At 62.5% G+C, this 16,897-nt stretch carries 16 protein-coding genes; 6 read left to right on the top strand and 10 right to left on the bottom strand.

The features are described from left to right. The first annotated feature begins 9 nt into the window (after positions 1–9). Positions 10–780: an imidazole glycerol phosphate synthase subunit HisF gene (gene hisF, locus AC0MAZ_RS02040; protein ID WP_008091498.1), complete on the top strand. Its 771-nt coding sequence runs from the start codon at positions 10–12 to the stop codon at positions 778–780. Positions 781–848: 68 nt separating this feature from the next. Here hisF and AC0MAZ_RS02035 read toward each other — a convergent pair whose 3' ends face one another. From AC0MAZ_RS02035 to choX (AC0MAZ_RS02020), 4 genes are all read right to left on the bottom strand, one after another. Continuing rightward, entirely contained in the window at positions 849–2,462 is a 1,614-nt protein-coding gene (locus AC0MAZ_RS02035) for a hypothetical protein (protein WP_475860012.1), read from the bottom strand. Positions 2,463–2,716: 254 nt separating this feature from the next. After that, positions 2,717–3,895, bottom strand: a complete 1,179-nt coding sequence (gene choV, locus AC0MAZ_RS02030; RefSeq protein ID WP_475860010.1) for a choline ABC transporter ATP-binding protein — start codon at positions 3,893–3,895, stop codon at positions 2,717–2,719. Then, a complete protein-coding gene (gene choW, locus AC0MAZ_RS02025) occupies positions 3,892–4,740 on the bottom strand; it encodes a choline ABC transporter permease subunit (protein WP_232855097.1) in 849 nt (282 codons plus the stop codon). The genes choV and choW overlap by 4 nt, the downstream gene beginning before the upstream one ends. A gap of 81 nt (positions 4,741–4,821) precedes the next feature. Further along, positions 4,822–5,769 (bottom strand): choline ABC transporter substrate-binding protein, encoded by a 948-nt coding sequence (choX, locus tag AC0MAZ_RS02020; protein ID WP_232855017.1) that lies wholly within the window; start codon positions 5,767–5,769, stop codon positions 4,822–4,824. Positions 5,770–6,213: 444 nt separating this feature from the next. Here choX (AC0MAZ_RS02020) and AC0MAZ_RS02015 point away from each other — a divergent pair, with 444 nt between their 5' ends. Together AC0MAZ_RS02015 and gbdR are read left to right on the top strand one after the other, a co-directional pair. Then, positions 6,214–7,590, top strand: a complete 1,377-nt coding sequence (locus tag AC0MAZ_RS02015) for an L-serine ammonia-lyase (protein WP_475860008.1) — start codon at positions 6,214–6,216, stop codon at positions 7,588–7,590. Positions 7,591–7,979: 389 nt separating this feature from the next. Continuing rightward, positions 7,980–9,086, top strand: a complete 1,107-nt coding sequence (gbdR, locus tag AC0MAZ_RS02010; protein WP_050703415.1) for a choline metabolism transcriptional regulator GbdR — start codon at positions 7,980–7,982, stop codon at positions 9,084–9,086. Positions 9,087–9,204: 118 nt separating this feature from the next. Here the strand turns inward: gbdR and AC0MAZ_RS02005 are convergent, their stop codons facing one another. From AC0MAZ_RS02005 to choX (AC0MAZ_RS01985), 5 genes are all read right to left on the bottom strand, one after another. Continuing rightward, positions 9,205–9,462 (bottom strand): hypothetical protein, encoded by a 258-nt coding sequence (locus AC0MAZ_RS02005; protein ID WP_028688456.1) that lies wholly within the window; start codon positions 9,460–9,462, stop codon positions 9,205–9,207. Between the two features lie 365 nt (positions 9,463–9,827). Further along, positions 9,828–10,298 (bottom strand): thioesterase family protein, encoded by a 471-nt coding sequence (locus tag AC0MAZ_RS02000; protein WP_475860006.1) that lies wholly within the window; start codon positions 10,296–10,298, stop codon positions 9,828–9,830. Between the two features lie 10 nt (positions 10,299–10,308). Continuing rightward, a complete protein-coding gene (locus AC0MAZ_RS01995; protein ID WP_203649714.1) occupies positions 10,309–11,274 on the bottom strand; it encodes an L-carnitine dehydrogenase in 966 nt (321 codons plus the stop codon). Positions 11,275–11,427: 153 nt separating this feature from the next. Next, a complete protein-coding gene (gene cdhC / locus AC0MAZ_RS01990; RefSeq protein ID WP_475860004.1) occupies positions 11,428–12,312 on the bottom strand; it encodes a 3-dehydrocarnitine:acetyl-CoA trimethylamine transferase CdhC in 885 nt (294 codons plus the stop codon). Between the two features lie 169 nt (positions 12,313–12,481). Beyond that, on the bottom strand, positions 12,482–13,426 hold the full coding sequence (choX, locus tag AC0MAZ_RS01985; RefSeq protein WP_203649724.1) for a choline ABC transporter substrate-binding protein: 945 nt from the start codon (positions 13,424–13,426) through the stop codon (positions 12,482–12,484). Between the two features lie 144 nt (positions 13,427–13,570). Here choX (AC0MAZ_RS01985) and AC0MAZ_RS01980 point away from each other — a divergent pair, with 144 nt between their 5' ends. Beyond that, positions 13,571–14,515, top strand: coding sequence for a GlxA family transcriptional regulator (locus AC0MAZ_RS01980; protein ID WP_475860003.1), 945 nt, complete (start codon positions 13,571–13,573; stop codon positions 14,513–14,515). 100 nt (positions 14,516–14,615) lie between these two features. Here the strand turns inward: AC0MAZ_RS01980 and AC0MAZ_RS01975 are convergent, their stop codons facing one another. Beyond that, the gene (locus tag AC0MAZ_RS01975) at positions 14,616–15,017 is read right to left on the bottom strand and encodes a lysozyme inhibitor LprI family protein (protein WP_475860001.1); all 402 of its coding nucleotides are present in this window, start codon (positions 15,015–15,017) and stop codon (positions 14,616–14,618) included. A 286-nt stretch (positions 15,018–15,303) separates the two neighbouring features. Here AC0MAZ_RS01975 and AC0MAZ_RS01970 point away from each other — a divergent pair, with 286 nt between their 5' ends. Both AC0MAZ_RS01970 and AC0MAZ_RS01965 read left to right on the top strand, forming a co-directional pair. Beyond that, positions 15,304–16,281, top strand: a complete 978-nt coding sequence (locus AC0MAZ_RS01970) for a dipeptidase (protein WP_050703428.1) — start codon at positions 15,304–15,306, stop codon at positions 16,279–16,281. 78 nt (positions 16,282–16,359) lie between these two features. Further along, positions 16,360–16,890, top strand: a complete 531-nt coding sequence (locus AC0MAZ_RS01965) for a DUF5943 domain-containing protein (protein WP_254464419.1) — start codon at positions 16,360–16,362, stop codon at positions 16,888–16,890. Positions 16,891–16,897: the final 7 nt, after the last annotated feature.

Here is a 16,897-nt window from a genome sequence, read left to right as displayed (position 1 = left end):
GGAACGACCATGGCATTGGCCAAGCGCATCATCCCTTGCCTGGACGTGGATAACGGCCGGGTGGTCAAGGGCGTCAAGTTCGAGAACATCCGCGATGCCGGCGACCCGGTGGAGATCGCCCGCCGCTACAACGAGCAGGGCGCGGACGAGATCACCTTCCTGGATATCACCGCCAGCGTCGATGGCCGTGACACCACCCTGCATACCGTCGAGCGCATGGCCAGCCAGGTGTTCATCCCGCTGACCGTCGGCGGCGGCGTGCGCACTGTGCAGGACATCCGCAACCTGCTCAATGCCGGTGCCGACAAGGTGTCGATCAACACCGCCGCGGTGTTCAACCCGGAGTTCGTCGGCGAGGCGGCGGACCGTTTCGGTTCGCAGTGCATCGTGGTTGCCATCGACGCCAAGAAAGTCTCCGGCCCGGGCGAAACGCCGCGCTGGGAGATCTTCACCCACGGCGGTCGCAAGCCGACCGGGCTGGATGCCGTCGAGTGGGCGAAGAAGATGGAAGGCCTGGGGGCCGGCGAGATCCTGCTGACCAGCATGGACCAGGATGGTATGAAGAACGGCTTCGACCTGGGGGTTACCCGGGCGATCAGCGATGCGCTGGGGATTCCGGTGATTGCCTCGGGTGGGGTGGGTAACCTGCAGCACCTGGCTGACGGCATTCTGGAAGGGCATGCCAGCGCGGTGCTGGCGGCGAGTATCTTCCACTTTGGCGAGTACACGGTGCCTGAGGCGAAGGCCTATATGGCTTCGCGTGGGATTGTCGTTCGATAGCTGTAGTGTTGGGGCCGTTCAACGGCCCCGCTGATCTACCCACAAGAAACGTACCGAGTCGGCGAAAATCAATCAAACGAAATTCGGTGAATTTCACCGACGCCTCGTTTGGTGAAAGTGAGCGCATCAGGTTTTCCCGCACCTGTTTGCAAGTCGTCGATTTTAAAGTCTTCGCCATTAAGTCTGCCTGAGTAGCAGATCATTAATGTTTTGGGTAAGTTGGCAAAGCACAGTTTTCCTACTCCCTGCCAGTCGGCAATTTCAACACTTTTTCCGACGATTTTATTGTCCTTGCGTTCTTCACGTGATTGTATGATCAGCATAGTGCCGTCATCATTTCCGCGAATTAGCGGTATGTAGCAGTGCTTGTTGTTCGTTCCGGTGACCCAGGCCCGGATGGAATGTGAACGAGGGTCAGGGTAGAAGTTTTCCACAACCTCCCTGCGGTCATTCAACTGGCGGGACGCGTCATTATATTCCGCTGTGCCTATTGGGGTATTCTCATAGCGTAGGCGTGGATTGGAGAAAAATGGTATAGACCCATTTGGGCTTATCATCCTGGTGTGGAATTTTGGTGAAGTGCTTCTATAACCGTATGCATAGCGGGGAATAGCGCCTTCACCCTCTGGGTAGCCATGACCCACTCCCAGAATATGTCCGATTTCATGGGCTAATGCAGTGGGGTAGAAAACTAGCGCATAAGCGAATTCTTTTGTGGCTTTGAGTCTTGTATAGCCAGAGTACTCAAGATGTGATGGGTACATAACCACTACGTCTGAACGTAATTCTTCGCGACTTTTGATGACTTCTGTCCAGAGCGCTTTCCCTTCTGTTCTCAGGTCATTGAGTTGCTCCACAGCGGTTTTGTTGCTGTCACTATAGTTGGCGTCATGAAAGCCAGCTAATTCAACCTTGATGTTGGTCTGGCTATTGCTGAAAACCAGGTTGGTCTCTGCCAGTGCCTGCGTTAAGACCTGCCGAAGGTTCGGATTCTTTGCCCTCGACTCATTTGTGGTTACGAAAAGTAACCTGATGGTGCTACCTGGATTCGTAGGTGCTTTGCTTACGTCTGTGCTGGGTCGACTACCCCCTGTTACAGATTCAGGTATCCCTACGGGAGGCAGTTTTGATTCATCAACTTTGACCAAAACATGCTGGCTGGCTCCGATGGCCTCCAACCGATAGAGCTGACCGTCTACATGAATGCTGCCTATTAGCTGATCGCCATTGCGAACAATTGAAACCCAGTTGAAGGGATCAAAATCAACTTCGGCGCTCGAAGGGTAGCGTTGCTTGCGGTCTGAAGCGGCATCACCGTACCAGCTGACCATACCGTCATTTTCAGGGCTGGCCCCCTTCTTCTGGAACCTTGCCGTCTTGCCGTCTGGCAGCGTAACGGAAAATACCTCGGTACCCGTGGTGATCAAGTTTGGGTTTACAGTAACTGGGTGCACCTCAACGGTAGCAGGGTCGTTGAACAGGGTTGTCAGGTAGGGATGAATACCCTGATGCGCCTGCAGGACCTGTAGTGCTGGTTTATCCAGTTTGGGTTGCATTTGGAATAGCGCTACAGAGGGCTCAGCCGGTTTGTTGGCCGTTTGGCTTGGTGCCGTTGAATTGCAGGCTGAGACAAGTGTGATGCCAGCAATCAAAACTAATCTCTTCCAGCTGATACTTTCCATAAGTCGGCTCCCAGAGGTGAGCTCATAATGAAACGTACTCGGAAGATGGGAGCAACTGGCAATAATGATAGGTAGGGATTTAACGGGTTATGTTAATAACTTGCAGCACCTGACCGACAACATTCTGAAAGGACGATGCTAACGGCCCGTATCTTGGCGAATACACGGTGCCAGAAGCCAAGGCCTACATAGGTTTGCGCGGGATCGTGGTTCGCTGATGCATTGATTGGGGCCGCAACGCGGCCCCAATTGCCTCAACCGTGATTCTTGCCGAGCAGCGCGTGATAAAGCTCGGTATCCCCAAGAATCCCCACCACCCTGTCGTTATCCTGCAACACCAGCTTGTTGCCAGTCTGATAACGAATCTGCAACGCCTCGCGCATGCCGATATCGGCGTGCACCACGGTCGGTCTGCGCTCCAGCAGCTCCACATCCTGCCCCGGTACCCAGTTCTGCATGTCCAGCCCGTTCTGGCCCTGGCGTGCACGCTTGATCGAATTGCCTTCGCCAAGGTCCAGCCATGAGTCGATCCCCGGGTCCAGGCATACCGAGCCGTTGACCCGCCTGCACTGGTCCAGGCTGCGCATCAGGCTGCGACCGCACAGCACGTTGAGCGGGTTGGTGTGGGCGACGAAGGTGCGCACATACTCGTCGGCCGGGTTGAGCACGATGTCTTCCGGCTTGCTGTACTGGATGATCCGCCCGTCCTTCATGATTGCGATGCGGCTGCCCAGCTTCAGCGCCTCGTCGAGGTCGTGGCTGACGAACACGATGGTCTTGCTCAGCTTGCTCTGCAGGGCCAGCAACTCGTCCTGCAGGCCCTGGCGGATCAGCGGGTCGAGGGCCGAGAACGGCTCGTCCATCAGCAGGATGTCGGCGTCCATCGCCAGCGCCCGGGCCAGGCCCACGCGCTGCTGCATGCCGCCGGAGAGTTCGTCCGGCTTCTTGTTGCGCCATTGGGTCAGGCCTACCAGCTCGAGCTTTTCGTCGACCAGCTTGCGCCGTTCCTTCTCCGGGCGGCCCTGCATCTCCAGGCCGAAACTGATGTTCTCGCGCACCGTCAGCCAGGGCATCAGGGCGAACTTCTGGAACACCATGGCGATGCGCTTGGTGCGCATCATCTTAAGTTCCGCCGGGGTGCAGTGGGCGATGTCGATGTGCTTGCCTTCGTGCTCGACGAACAGTTTGCCGCGGCTCACGGTGTTGAGGCCGTTGATGCAGCGCAGCAGGCTGGATTTGCCCGAGCCCGACAGGCCCATCAGCACGCAGATCTCGCCCTTGTTGATGTCCAGGTTGGCCTTCTCGACGCCGACCACAAGGCCCGTCTGCTTGAGGATCTGCTCGCGTGTCTTGCCCTGGTCGAGCAGGGAAAGCGCTTCGCGCGGCTTGCTGGAGAAGATGACGTCGACGTCTTCGAAACGAATGATGCTCATGCCTCACCCCTTACCGGCAGTTCCGGTTGCTTGCAGATACGGTCGAGCATGATCGCCAGCAGCACGATCGCCAGGCCCGCTTCGAAGCCCAGGGAGATATCAGCGGTGTTCAGTGCGTTGACCACAGGTTTGCCCAGGCCGTCAGCGCCGACCAGGGCGGCGATTACCACCATCGACAGCGACAGCATGATGCACTGGGTGACGCCGGCAGCGATGCTTGGCATGGCGTGCGGCAGTTCGATGCGGGTGAGCAGCTGGCGGCGCGAGCAGCCAAACGCCTTGCCCGCGTCCATCAGCTCTTGCGGCACATCGCAGATGCCCAGGTAGGTGAGGCGGATAGGCGCGGCGATGGCGAACACCACGGTAGAGATCAGCCCCGGTACCACGCCCAGGCCAAACAGGGTCAGGGTTGGGATCAGGTAGACGAAGGTGGGTACCGTCTGCATCAGGTCCAGCACCGGGCGCATGGCGGTATAGAACATCGGCTTGTGCGCGGCGAGGATGCCCAGCGGCACGCCGATGACAACGCACACCACCGTGGCGAAGGTGACCTGCGCCAGGGTTTCCATGGTTTCCTGCCAGTAGCCCAGGTTGAGGATGAGCAGGAACGACAGGGCGACGAAGACGGTGAGCGCCCACTTGCGCTGGATCAGGTGCGCGAGGGCGGCGAACAGGGCGATGAGTACGAACGGGTTGAACCAGGTCAGGGCGCTGGTGACCCCATGGATCATGAATTCCAGGCCTGCGGCGATGGCGTCGAAATAGCTGGCGCCGTTCTGGGTCAACCATTCGACGAATGAGGCGATGTACTGCCCCAGGGGTATTTTCTGATCGATAAGCATGATAGCGAGCTTCCACCTGCAAAGATTGAAATCAGTCCGGGGCGGGCACGGTCCCGCCCCGCGGTGTTGCCATGGCGTCTTGCGTTATTGCGTCAGTTTGGCCTTGGCCGCCTCGAGGCCGGGTTTGCCGTCCACGGTGCTTACGCCGGCCAGCCAGGCATCCAGCTTGCCGGGGTTGTCCTTGAGCCACTTCTTGGCCGCCGCCTCGGGTTTCATCTTGTCGTCCAGGACATAGCCCATCATGGTGCTTTCATCCTTGAGCTCGAACGACAGGTTCTTCAGCAGCTGGCCGACGTTGGCGCATTCCTGCGCATAGCCCTTGCGGGTGTTGGTGAGCACGGTGGCCTTGCCGAAATCGGGACCGAAATAGGCGTCCCCGCCGGTCAGGTACTGCATCTTGAAGCGGGTGTTCATCGGGTGTGGTTCCCAACCGAGGAACACGATCGCCTCGTCGCGCTTCTGCGCCCGGTCGACCTGGGCGAGCATGCCGGCCTCGCTGGACTGCACGATCTGGAAACCGGCGTCCTTCAGGCCGAAGGCGTTGTCGTCGATCATCTTCTGGATGGTGCGGTTGCCGTCGTTGCCCGGTTCGATGCCGTAGATCTTGCCCTTGAGGTCCTGCTTGAACTTGGGCAGGTCGGCGAAGTCCTTCAGACCCTTGTCATACAGGGCCTGGGGCACGGCCAGGGTGTACTTGGCGTTCTCCAGGTTGGCGCGCACGGTCTCGACAGTGCCGGCGTCGCGGTACTGCTTGATGTCGTTCTCCATGGTCGGCATCCAGTTGCCGAGAAACACGTCCAGGTCCTTGCCGGTGGCCAGCGACTTGTAGGTCACCGGTACCGAGATCATGGTGGTGTGGGTCTTGTAGCCCAGGGCTTGGAGCACGACGCTGGTGGTCGCGGTGGTGACCGTGATGTCGGTCCAGCCGACATCCGAGAAACGCACCGTTTGACACTGCTCGGGTTCGGCGGCCTGGGCCAGCAGCGGAGCGGACAGCAACGCGACCAGCAACAGCGAGGGTGAACCTTTCATGGATGGACTCCTGTGATTTTATCTTCGGGTTCGCGTGGGTCGCCGGGCGTTCTCAGGGCTCCGGTCGACCAGGCCTGCAGAGGGCAGGATGCGAGGCCGTGCAATACGAGTCGCTTTCGATAATCCTCCAGCGTTCGGCAATCGCCTACTGGTGGCGTCGTATCCAGTACAGGACGGGTCGCATCCAGTACGGACGATGTCGCAACTGGATTTTTCCACCCCCCGGCCTCGGTTTTTACGGCGTCCCGGCGCTGGAAAACGGCGCACGCAGGGCCGGTGCAGTGGCGGCGCTGCTGGACAAAAGTACGTCGGTTGCAGACGGCGAGGGGGTGGGCAAAAGCCCGATGATGCGAGCATTCCAAGGCGGCTCGAGCTTTCAGCCTAGCAGTTGCGCAAGGCGGTGTTCGGCGCTGCGAGACAAGCCCATCAAGAGGTGATGCGACAATGGCCATCAGCGTGTTCGACCTGTTCAAGATCGGTGTCGGGCCTTCCAGCTCACACACCGTCGGCCCCATGCGCGCCGGCGCGCTGTTCGTCCAGGGGCTGCGCGAACGCGGCGAGCTGGAGCGGGTTCGGCGCATCGAGGTACGGCTGTATGGCTCGCTGTCGGCCACCGGCGTCGGCCACGGTACTGACAACGCCACGATCATGGGCCTGATGGGCGAATGGCCCGACGCCATCGACCCCAGCCAGATCACCCCGCGCATCGCCGACCTGCGCGAAACCGGCGTGCTCAAGCTCGACAACCGCCTGCCCATCGAATTCGTCTGGGCCCGCGACATGCTGCTGCTGGACGAGAACCTGCCGTACCACCCCAACGCCATGACCCTGATCGCCGAAGGCGAGGGCGGCGAGCTGCATCGCGACACCTACTATTCGGTGGGCGGCGGCTTCGTGGTCGATGCCGCCCAGGCCGCCAGCGGTGTGCTCGACGCCGACCAGACCGTGCTGCCCTACGACTTCAACAGCGCCGCCGAGCTGCTGCAGCTGTGCAAGCAAAACGACCTGAGCGTGTCGCAATTGATGCTGGCCAACGAGAAGGTCTGGCGCAACGAAGCAGAGATCCGCGCCGGCCTGATCAGGCTCTGGAATGCCATGCAGGAGTGCGTGAACAACGGCCTCAAGCACGAGGGCATCTTGCCTGGCGGGTTGAATGTGCGCCGTCGCGCCGCCCGCCTGCACCGCAGCCTGCAGGAGCTGGGCAAACCCAATGTGATCGGCTCGACCATGAGCGCCATGGAGTGGGTCAACCTCTACGCCCTGGCGGTCAACGAGGAGAACGCCGCCGGCGGGCGCATGGTCACCGCGCCCACCAACGGCGCGGCCGGGATCATTCCGGCGGTGCTGCACTACTACATGCGTTTCTCCGATGTGGTGGACGAATCCAACGTGGTGGACTTCTTCCTCGGCGCGGCGGCGGTGGGCATCCTGTGCAAGAAGAACGCCTCGATCTCCGGCGCCGAGGTCGGTTGCCAGGGCGAGGTCGGTTCGGCCTGCGCCATGGCCGCGGCGGGCCTGGCCGAAGTGCTGGGCGCGACGCCCGCGCAGTTGGAAAATGCCGCCGAGATCGCCCTGGAGCACAACCTCGGGCTGACCTGCGACCCGGTCGGCGGCCTGGTCCAGGTGCCGTGCATCGAGCGCAACGCCATCGCCGCGGTGAAGGCGATCAACGCCGTGCAGATGGCCCTGCGCGGCGATGGCGAGCACTTCATCTCCCTCGACCAGGTGATCCGCACCATGCGCGACACCGGCGCCGACATGCACGACAAGTACAAGGAAACCTCGCGCGGCGGCCTTGCGGTCAGCGTCATCGAGTGCTGATGCGCCGTTCTGGCCCACGCCTGACCGATGCGCCACATTCTGGCGCATCGGTTGTCATCTACCGGCCGTCGCCTGTCGTTACCAGCAGGGTCATTGTCGGTGACACTCAAGTCTGTCGCATCTGGGCAACCTTCCCACAAGTGCTACCGAATTGCTCAGCGGTGACGCGCAGGGGCGCTGGCGCGCCCGTTTGCGTTTGACCTGACGCTCATCCCCCGGCCCGCTGGAAGGCGCATGCCGACGTCGTTTTTGGGTTTTATTGGATGAGCGTTCAATTTCAGGCATGCCATTTGCGTTGAGATTGGCAAAGCCCCTGCATACGAAACGGGGCCATTACAAGAACAGTGCTCGCCTGAGGCACACCCTGCATTGTGTGAGGAGAAATCGCGATGACGTCGTACACCTCCGGGAACCCAACCCAGAACCGCACAGCACCCCAGTCCATCGGCTTTCTCCTGCTGGACAACTTCACCCTCATCTCCCTGGCCTCGGCCGTCGAACCCCTGCGCATGGCCAACCAGCTGTCCGGTCGCGAGCTGTACCGCTGGCACACGCTGACCGTCGACGGTGGCCAGGTATGGGCCAGTGATGGCCTGCAGATCACCCCGGACGCGGCGATGCACAACGCACCGCCCATGGACACGGTGATCGTCTGCGGCGGCGTGGGCATCCAGCGCACCGTCACCCGCGAGCACGTCACCTGGCTGCAGGCCCAGGCCCGCCAGTCGCGCCGCCTGGGCGCGGTGTGCACCGGCAGCTGGGCGCTGGCCTGCGCCGGCCTGCTCGACGGCTTCGACTGCAGCGTGCACTGGGAATGCCTGGCGGCGATGCAGGAAGCCTACCCCCGGGTGAACATGAGCACCCGCCTGTTCACCCTCGACCGCAACCGCTTCACCAGCTCCGGCGGCACCGCGCCGCTGGACATGATGCTGCACCTGATCAGCCGCGATCATGGCCGCGAGCTGTCGGCGGCGATCTCCGAGATGTTCGTCTACGAGCGCATCCGCAACGAGCAGGACCACCAGCGCGTGCCGCTCAAGCACATGCTCGGCACCAACCAGCCGAAGCTGCAGGAAATCGTCGCGCTGATGGAAGCCAACCTCGAGGAGCCGATCGACCTGGACGAATTGGCGGTGTACGTGGCGGTGTCGCGGCGTCAGCTCGAGCGCCTGTTCCAGAAGTACCTGCACTGCTCGCCTTCGCGCTACTACCTCAAGCTGCGCCTGATCCGTGCCCGGCAGTTGCTCAAGCAGACGCCGATGTCGATCATCGAGGTGGCGTCGGTGTGCGGGTTCGTGTCCACGCCGCACTTCTCCAAGTGCTACCGCGAGTACTTTGGCATCCCGCCGCGTGACGAGCGCGTGGGTTCGAACACCACCCAGCAGGTGGCGATGATGCCGATTCCGCAGGCCATGGCCCTGTCGCCGCACAGCGGGCCGATGGCGGCGCTGAGTCAGGCGCGTAATGAGTCGACCTTTGCCAGCGTGCGCCTCTGATATCGCGTTGCCTTCTTCGCGGGTAAACCCGCTCCCACAGGTTCGCCACCGTACTTAAAGGCGGTGGTGTACCTGTGGGAGCGGGTTTACCCGCGAAGAGGTCGGTGAAGATTCGAGGTCAGGCGCGCTTGTTGAACTGCGCCAACGCCGGCAGCAGCTGCTTGTCGATGGCCTGGCGCACGGCCGGGAGAATGGTCGCGCTGCCGGTGTACATCTGCTCGACCATGCCCTTCAGGGCCCGCGCATTGGGCTCGGTCAGCCCGCGTATCACCACCTCGCAGGCCTGCTCGGCGCTGGCGCCGGCCGGAATGTCGAAACCCCGTGAGCGCAGCTGGCCCAGCAGGTCGTCCTGGTCGATCAAGTCCGCATGCATCATGACTGTTGTCCTTCGCCGCTGTTGTTTGCCATCGATTCTGTGTCCGACGCGCCAGGGCGGCAAGGGCGGATTGTCGCGATGGCCGCTTTGGCTAAGAACAGGTCGTTTACGGCTAAATCGAGCGTACTGGAAGGCTGCACACTGAAGTCATTCACGGCACCGAGGGTTTGGTCACCCTCACTGCATGCACAGTGGATGTTGCTCGCTCTTGGCCCCGGATGCTCACGGCTTTCCGGGGTTGTTTTTTTCGCCTGTGCCGGCCCTTTCGCGGGTAAACCCGCTCCCACAGGTACGCCATCGTCTGGAGGACTGTGGTGTACCTGTGGGAGCGGGTTTACCCGCGAAGAGGACGGAGCTGTTCGGTGCTATACAGGCAGGGCCATGACATGCCCGACTAACTCGGGCTTCGGCAGGTTGTGTTGCTCATCGGCGATTGCCTGCAAAAGTCCGGTACTACGCTCCCCAAACGGCGCCGACTTCGGCCCCGCCAGATCCACATGCAGCAGCATCTGTTCACTGGCCGCCAAGGCCTCGTCGAACCCCTCCCGGTGCAGGCTGTGGTACAGATGCAGGCGCTTCCTGTCGAAGCCGATGACCTGCGTCTGCACCCACACCTCGGTATCGAGCTTCACCTCGTGCAGGTAGTTGATGTGTGCCTCCAGGGTGAACAGCGAATGCCCGCTCTGCCCACGAGCATCGGCGTCCAGGCCGATGCGCTCCATCAGCGCATCGGTGGCGTAGCTGAAGATCAGCAGGTAGTAGGCATCGCGCAGGTGGCCGTTGTAGTCGACCCATTCCGGCAACACCCGGGTACGGTAGGTGATCAGGGCGGGCATCGTTTTCTCCTCAGTCGCCGAAGGCCATGCCGTGACTGGCTTTGCTGGAGCTGACCGCCTCCAGCACCGCCAGCAGGGTGTCATCACGATAGCGCTCCAGCGCGGCGATGCTGCGTTCACCCAACTGCTCCGAGGTACCTTCCACCACATCGTCGATCAGCTTGTCGGTCAGCTCCGGTGCCGGCAGGTAAGTCCAGGGCAGCTTCAGCGCCGGGCCGAACTGGGCCATGAAGTGGCGCATGCCGGCGTCGCCACCGGCCAGGGTGTAGGTAAGGAAGGTGCCCATGAACGACCAGCGCAGGCCTGCGCCGAAGCGGATCGCGTCGTCGATCTCGCCGGTGCTGGCGACGCCATCGTTGACCAGGTGCAAGGCCTCGCGCCAGAGCGCTTCGAGCAGGCGGTCGGCGATAAAGCCGGGGACTTCCTTGCGTACATGCAGCGGGCGCATGCCCAACGCGGTGTAGATGGTTTTCGCCGCTTCGATGGCGTCGGGGCTGGTATTGCGGCCTCCGACGATCTCCACCAGTGGCAGCAGGTACACCGGGTTGAACGGGTGGCCCACCACGCAGCGCTCGGGATGGGTGGCGGACTCGTAGAACTCGCTGGGCAGCAGGCCCGAGGTGCTGGAACCGATGATTGCATTCGGCTTGGCGGCGGCGCTGATTTTCGCGTGCAGGTCGAGTTTGAGGTCCAGGCGTTCGGGTGCACTCTCCTGGATGAAATCGGCGTCGCGCACGCATGCCTCGATGGTGGCGACAAAGGTCAGGCGATCCTGCGAGGCGCCGGGCGCCAGGCCCTGCTTCTGCAGGGCCGGCCAGGCATTGGCGATGCGCTTGCGCAGGGCCTCCTCGGCGCCCGGCGCCGGATCCCAGGCGATCACGTCCAGGCCATGGGCCAGGGCGCGGGCAACCCAGCCGCTGCCGATCACGCCGCTACCCAGGGCGGCGAAGGTCTTGATGTCGGTAATGAAAGGCATATCTGGCTCCTGCGGAACGTTGTTCAATGATGTGTCGTGCACGCGTGGGAGCAGGCTTGGCCCGCGATCACCGGCCAAGCCGGTGCCATCCGGCACGGTGCCTGTTTCGCGGGGCAAGCCCGCTCCCACAAGATCCCCATGATCTGCGGGGGCTCAGCGACGCCTGAGGTTCATCTTTTCCCGGCCTTCGGCCGGGGTGAGCACGCGGGCACCCATGCGGGTGATGATTTCCGCAGCCCGTTCCACCAGTTGACCGTTGCTGGCCAGCACGCCGCGGTCCAGATACAGGTTGTCCTCAAGCCCCACCCGCACGTTGCCGCCGAGCAGCACCGCCTGGGCGGCCATGGGCATCTGCATGCGGCCGATGCCGAAGCCGGCCCAGGTCACGTCGGCGGGCAGGTTGTCGGCCATCGCTTTCATGGTGGTGGTGTCGGCCGGCGCGCCCCAGGGGATGCCCAGGCACAGCTGGAACAGCGGGTCGTCCAGCAGGCCTTCCTTGATCATCTGTTTGGCGAACCACAGGTGGCCGGTGTCGAAGATCTCCAGCTCGGCCTTCACACCCAGCTCGGTGATGCGTTTGGCGCCCGCCCGCAGCTGGGCCGGGGTGGAGACGTAGATGGCGTTGCCGTCGCCGAAATTGAGGGTGCCGCAGTCGAGGGTGCAGATTTCCGGCAGCAGCGCCTCGACGTGGGCCAGGCGCTCCAATGGGCCGATCAGGTCGGTGCCTGGTCCGAACTCCATGGGCGACTCGCCGGGGCCGATCTCCAGGTCGCCGCCCATGCCGGCGGTGAGGTTGACGATGATGTCGACGTCGGCCTCGCGGATGCGCTCCATTACTTCGCGGTAGAGGTTGACGTCGCGGCTGAAGCGGCCGGTTTGCGGATCTCGAACGTGGCAGTGGACCACGGTGGCGCCGGCCTTGGCGGCTTCCACGGCGGCTTCGGCGATCTGTTTCGGGGTGACCGGGACCAGGTGGCTCTTGGCGACCGTGTCGCCGGCGCCGGTGAGGGCGCAGGTGATGATGACGTCGTGGTTCATGGTGGATTCCTGGTAATGATTTGGGCGATAGATTTCTGTAGGAGCGGCCTTGTGCCGCGAAATGGCCGCAAAGCGGCCACAGAAGCTCAGCAGCGCCACATAAATCCTGGGGCTGCCGCGCAGCCCTTTCGCGGCACAAGGCCGCTCCTACAGCGACCGGGTTGACTGGTCAGTTGGCAGTGAGCTTGAGGTTGTCCGCGGCGGGCTTGCCATCGAAGGTCGTTACCCCGTCAAGCCAGCGGGCCTTGTCCTCGGGATGGTCTTTCAGCCACTGGCGGGCGGACTCCAGCGCGTCCTTGTGATCGAGCAGCGGCTGCATCATCCGGCTCTCGTCCTCGGCGCTGAAACTGAGGTTGGCCAGCAGGCGGTGAGCGTTGGGGCAACGTTCGGCATAGTCCGGCGCGGTCACCGTCCACACCGTGGCGCGGCCTTCGTCCGGGCCCAGGGCATCCTGGCTGTCGCCGAGATAGACCATGTCGATGTTGACGTTCATCGGGTGCGGCGCCCAGCCGAAGAACACCACCGCCTCCTTGCGCCGTACCGCGCGATCCACCGCGGCGAGCATGCCGGCCTCGCTCGACTCGACCAGCTGGAACTTGCCCAGGTCGAACTGGTTCTTGCTGATCATCGCCTTGATCTGGGTATTGGCGCCGGAGCCTGGCTCGATGCCGTAGATCTTGCCGCCCAGCTCCTTCTGGAACTTGTGGATGTCGGCGAACGTCTTCAGGCCCTTGTCGGCCAGGTATTTCGGCACGGCCAGGGTGGCGCGGGCGTCTTCCAGGCTGGGCTTGTCGAGGACCTTGACCTGCTTGGCCTGGATGAACGGGGTGATGGTCTGGGTCATGATCGGGTTCCAGTACCCGAGGAACATGTCCAGGCGCTTGTCGCGGATGCCGGCGAAGATGATCTGCTGCGAGGCGCTGGTCTGCTTGGTCTGGTAGCCCAGGCCATCGAGCAGCACCTGGGCCATGGCGCTGGTGGCGATCACGTCGGTCCAGTTGACCACGCCCAGGCGCACGTCCTTGCAGACGGCGGGTTCGGCGGCGAACAGGGGAGCGGCTACGGTGGTGCTGAGCACGAGGGACAACAGGCTGCGGCGGATAAAGCGTTGCATGGTGGCTCTCCATCGGCAGTGCATATTGTTATGGGTCCGGCCTCTGCGGGCCGTGAGAACACGCTACGCTGGCAGCAGGGTGGAAAATCGCACCCTGGCGACCAACACTTGCACGGAGGCGACCACCTTTGCGCGGAGCATGCGATGCCGGAAACCATAGACTTCCTGTTGCTACCCGGCTTTTCCGCCATGGGTTTCATCAGTGCCATCGAGCCGTTGCGCGTGGCCAATCGCTTCCGTGGCCCGTTGTACCGCTGGCGTGTACTGAGCCTGGACGGTGGCGCGGTAGAGGCCAGCAACGGCATGTCGGTGAATGCCGACGGCGCGCTGGGGGAGGGTGGGCATGGGCGACTGTTGCTGCTGGTGGCCGGCTTCGAGCCACTGGCGTGCTATGGGTCGGCGCTGCAACAGACGCTGCGCCGCCTCGACCATGAAGGCGTGGTGCTCGGGGGCATCGACACGGGCGCGATGGTGCTGGCTGAGGCCGGGCTGCTCGACGGTCACCGGGCGACCCTGCACTGGGAGGCGCTGGAGGCGTTCAAGGAGCGCTATCCACGTCTGCAGGCGACCCAGGAGCTGTTCGAGATCGACCGCCGGCGCATCACCTGCGCCGGCGGCACGGCCTCCATCGACCTGATGCTCGACCTGATCGCCCAGGCCCACGGCAGTGAGCTGGCGGTGCAGGTTTCCGAGCAGTTCGTGCTCGGGCGCATCCGTCCACGCCAGGACCACCAGCGCATGGAGATCGCCACGCGTTATGGGCTGCGCAACAAGAAGCTGGTGAAGGTGATCGGCGAGATGGAGCGCAATACCGAGCTGCCGCTCAACACCCAGGTGCTGGCCGATGGCGTGCAGGTGACCCGGCGCCAGTTGGAGCGGCTGTTTCGCTTGTACCTGGACGACACGCCCAGTGGTTTCTACCTGCGGCTGCGGCTGGACAAGGCCCGTCAGTTGCTGCGCCAGACCGACATGAGCGTGCTGGAGGTGGCGGTGGCTTGCGGGTTCGAGTCGGCGTCGTATTTCACCCGCTGCTACCGGGCGCGGTTCGAGCGCTGTCCGAGGGAGGACAGGCTGGCCAAGGCAGTCTGATGTTCTCCTGCACCGGCCCTTTCGCGGGTAAACCCGCTCCCACAGGGGCCGCGAATGCTTCTGTGGGAGCGGGTTTACCCGCGAAGGGGCCGGTGCAGGATCACTGCTGCCCGATGGTCTGCAGATACTCCGACCGCTCGTCGCTACGCTGCGCTACACAGGTGTTCCATGCCGCCTCGAACGCCTTGCTGCCTGGCTTTTCGGCATAGGTCTCGACCTTGCAGTCGGCATCGCGCAATTGCGCCCACAGCTTCTCGGCTGCCTCCATACGCCCGGTCAGCGCACCGGCCTTGTCGCTTTCGTCGGCGTACTGGTAGCGGATGCGTTGCATCAAGTCATCGTAGGCAGCCTTCAGCTCGCGCTCGGCGGTCTGCTTGTTGTAGGCCGCGCAGGCATAGCCCTGCTGGTCGCTCTCGACGTTGTCGCAGGGCGTGCTTTCTTCTTCGGCGGCCTGAGCGCCGCACGCGACGGCCAGCAGGACCAGCCATGCCATTGATTTCATCCGTTTTCTCCTGAACAGGCTGACGAATCGCCGGGATTCTCGCTCAGCCTCGGGCGCGGCGATAGCTCCCTGACGAAATGTTCATCAAAGGCTTGCAAAGGCAGTTGTCGAGACTGGCTCTCATCTGCGAGGCGCAGGCCAGAGCGTGCCCTGTCGGGCTTTGACGCTTTCGGCAAACCCCCTGTCGTTTTTGCATCGGGGCGCCTCGGGCGGCAGGCATATGCTGGCCCCAAAGCGCCGGCACAAGTTTCGGCGCATGCAGACTTCAATAAAAGGGGACAGCCTGATGAGCCCAGCCGAACTTCACGCCGACAGCATAGTCATCGACGGCCTGATCATTGCCAAATGGAACCGCGAGCTGTTCGAGGACATGCGCAAGGGCGGGCTGACCGCAGCCAACTGCACGGTCTCGGTGTGGGAGGGCTTCAAGGCCACCGTTGACAACATCGCGTCCAGCCAGAAGCTGATCCGCGACAACAGCGACTTGGTGATGCCGGTGCGCACCACCGCCGACATCCGCAAGGCCAAGGAGCTGGGCAAGACCGGCATCCTCTTCGGCTTCCAGAACGCCCATGCGTTCGAGGACCAGATCGCCTATGTCGACGTGTTCAAGCAACTGGGCGTGGGCATCGTGCAGATGTGCTACAACACCCAGAACCTGGTGGGCACCGGTTGCTACGAGCGTGATGGTGGCCTGTCGGGCTTCGGCCGCGAGATCGTCGCCGAGATGAACCGCGTCGGCATCATGTGCGACCTGTCCCACGTCGGCTCCAAGACCTCCGAAGAAGTCATCCTCGAGTCGAAGAAGCCGGTCTGCTATTCCCACTGCCTGCCATCGGGCCTCAAAGAACACCCACGCAACAAGTCCGACGCGGAGCTTAAGTTCATTGCCGACCACGGCGGCTTCGTCGGCGTGACCATGTTCGCGCCGTTCCTCGCCAAGGGCATCGACTCGACCATCGACGACTACGCCGAGGCCATCGAGTACACCATGAACATCGTAGGCGAGGATGCCATCGGCATTGGCACCGACTTCACCCAGGGCCACGGCCAGGACTTCTTTGAGTACCTGACCCACGACAAGGGCTACGCCCGTCGCCTGACCAACTTCGGCAAGATCATCAACCCGCTGGGTATCCGTACCGTCGGCGAGTTCCCCAACCTGACCGAAACCCTGCTAAAGCGCGGCCACTCCGAACGCGTGGTGCGCAAGATCATGGGCGAGAACTGGGTCAGCATCCTCAAGGATGTGTGGGGCGAATAAAGCCGCTCTCCAAGCCTGAAAGCCCCTGCCAGCAACGCCGGGGCATCCAAACAAAAAATTTTATGGAGTTGAGTTTCCATGGCCAAGATCGCCCCGCAATTGCCAATCGAAGTCGACAGCGAGACCGGTGTCTGGACCAGCGATGCCCTGCCGATGCTCTACGTGCCGCGGCATTTCTTCGTCAACAACCACATGGGCATCGAGGAGGTGCTGGGCGCCGACAAGTACGCCGAGATCCTCTACAAGGCCGGCTACAAGTCCGCCTGGCACTGGTGCGAGAAAGAGGCCGAATGCCATGGCCTGGAAGGCGTGGCGGTGTTCGAGCACTACATGAAGCGCCTGTCCCAGCGTGGTTGGGGCCTGTTCCAGATCCAGGACATCGACCTGGAAAAAGGCACCTGCAGCGTCAAGCTCAAGCACTCCGCATTCGTGTACGTCTATGGCAAGTGCGGCCGCAAGGTCGACTACATGTTCACCGGCTGGTTCGCCGGGGCCATGGACCAGATTCTCGCTGCCCGCGGCAGCTCGATCCGTACCGTGGCCGAGCAGGTCTACGGTGGGTCGGAAGAAGGCCACGAAGATGGCCTGTTCGTTACAAAGCCGTTGTAAGCCGGAG

Source organism: Pseudomonas sp. A, from assembly GCF_056270345.1.
Note: the sequence above shows the minus strand (reverse complement) of the source record. Positions and strands in the feature narration are given on the sequence as shown.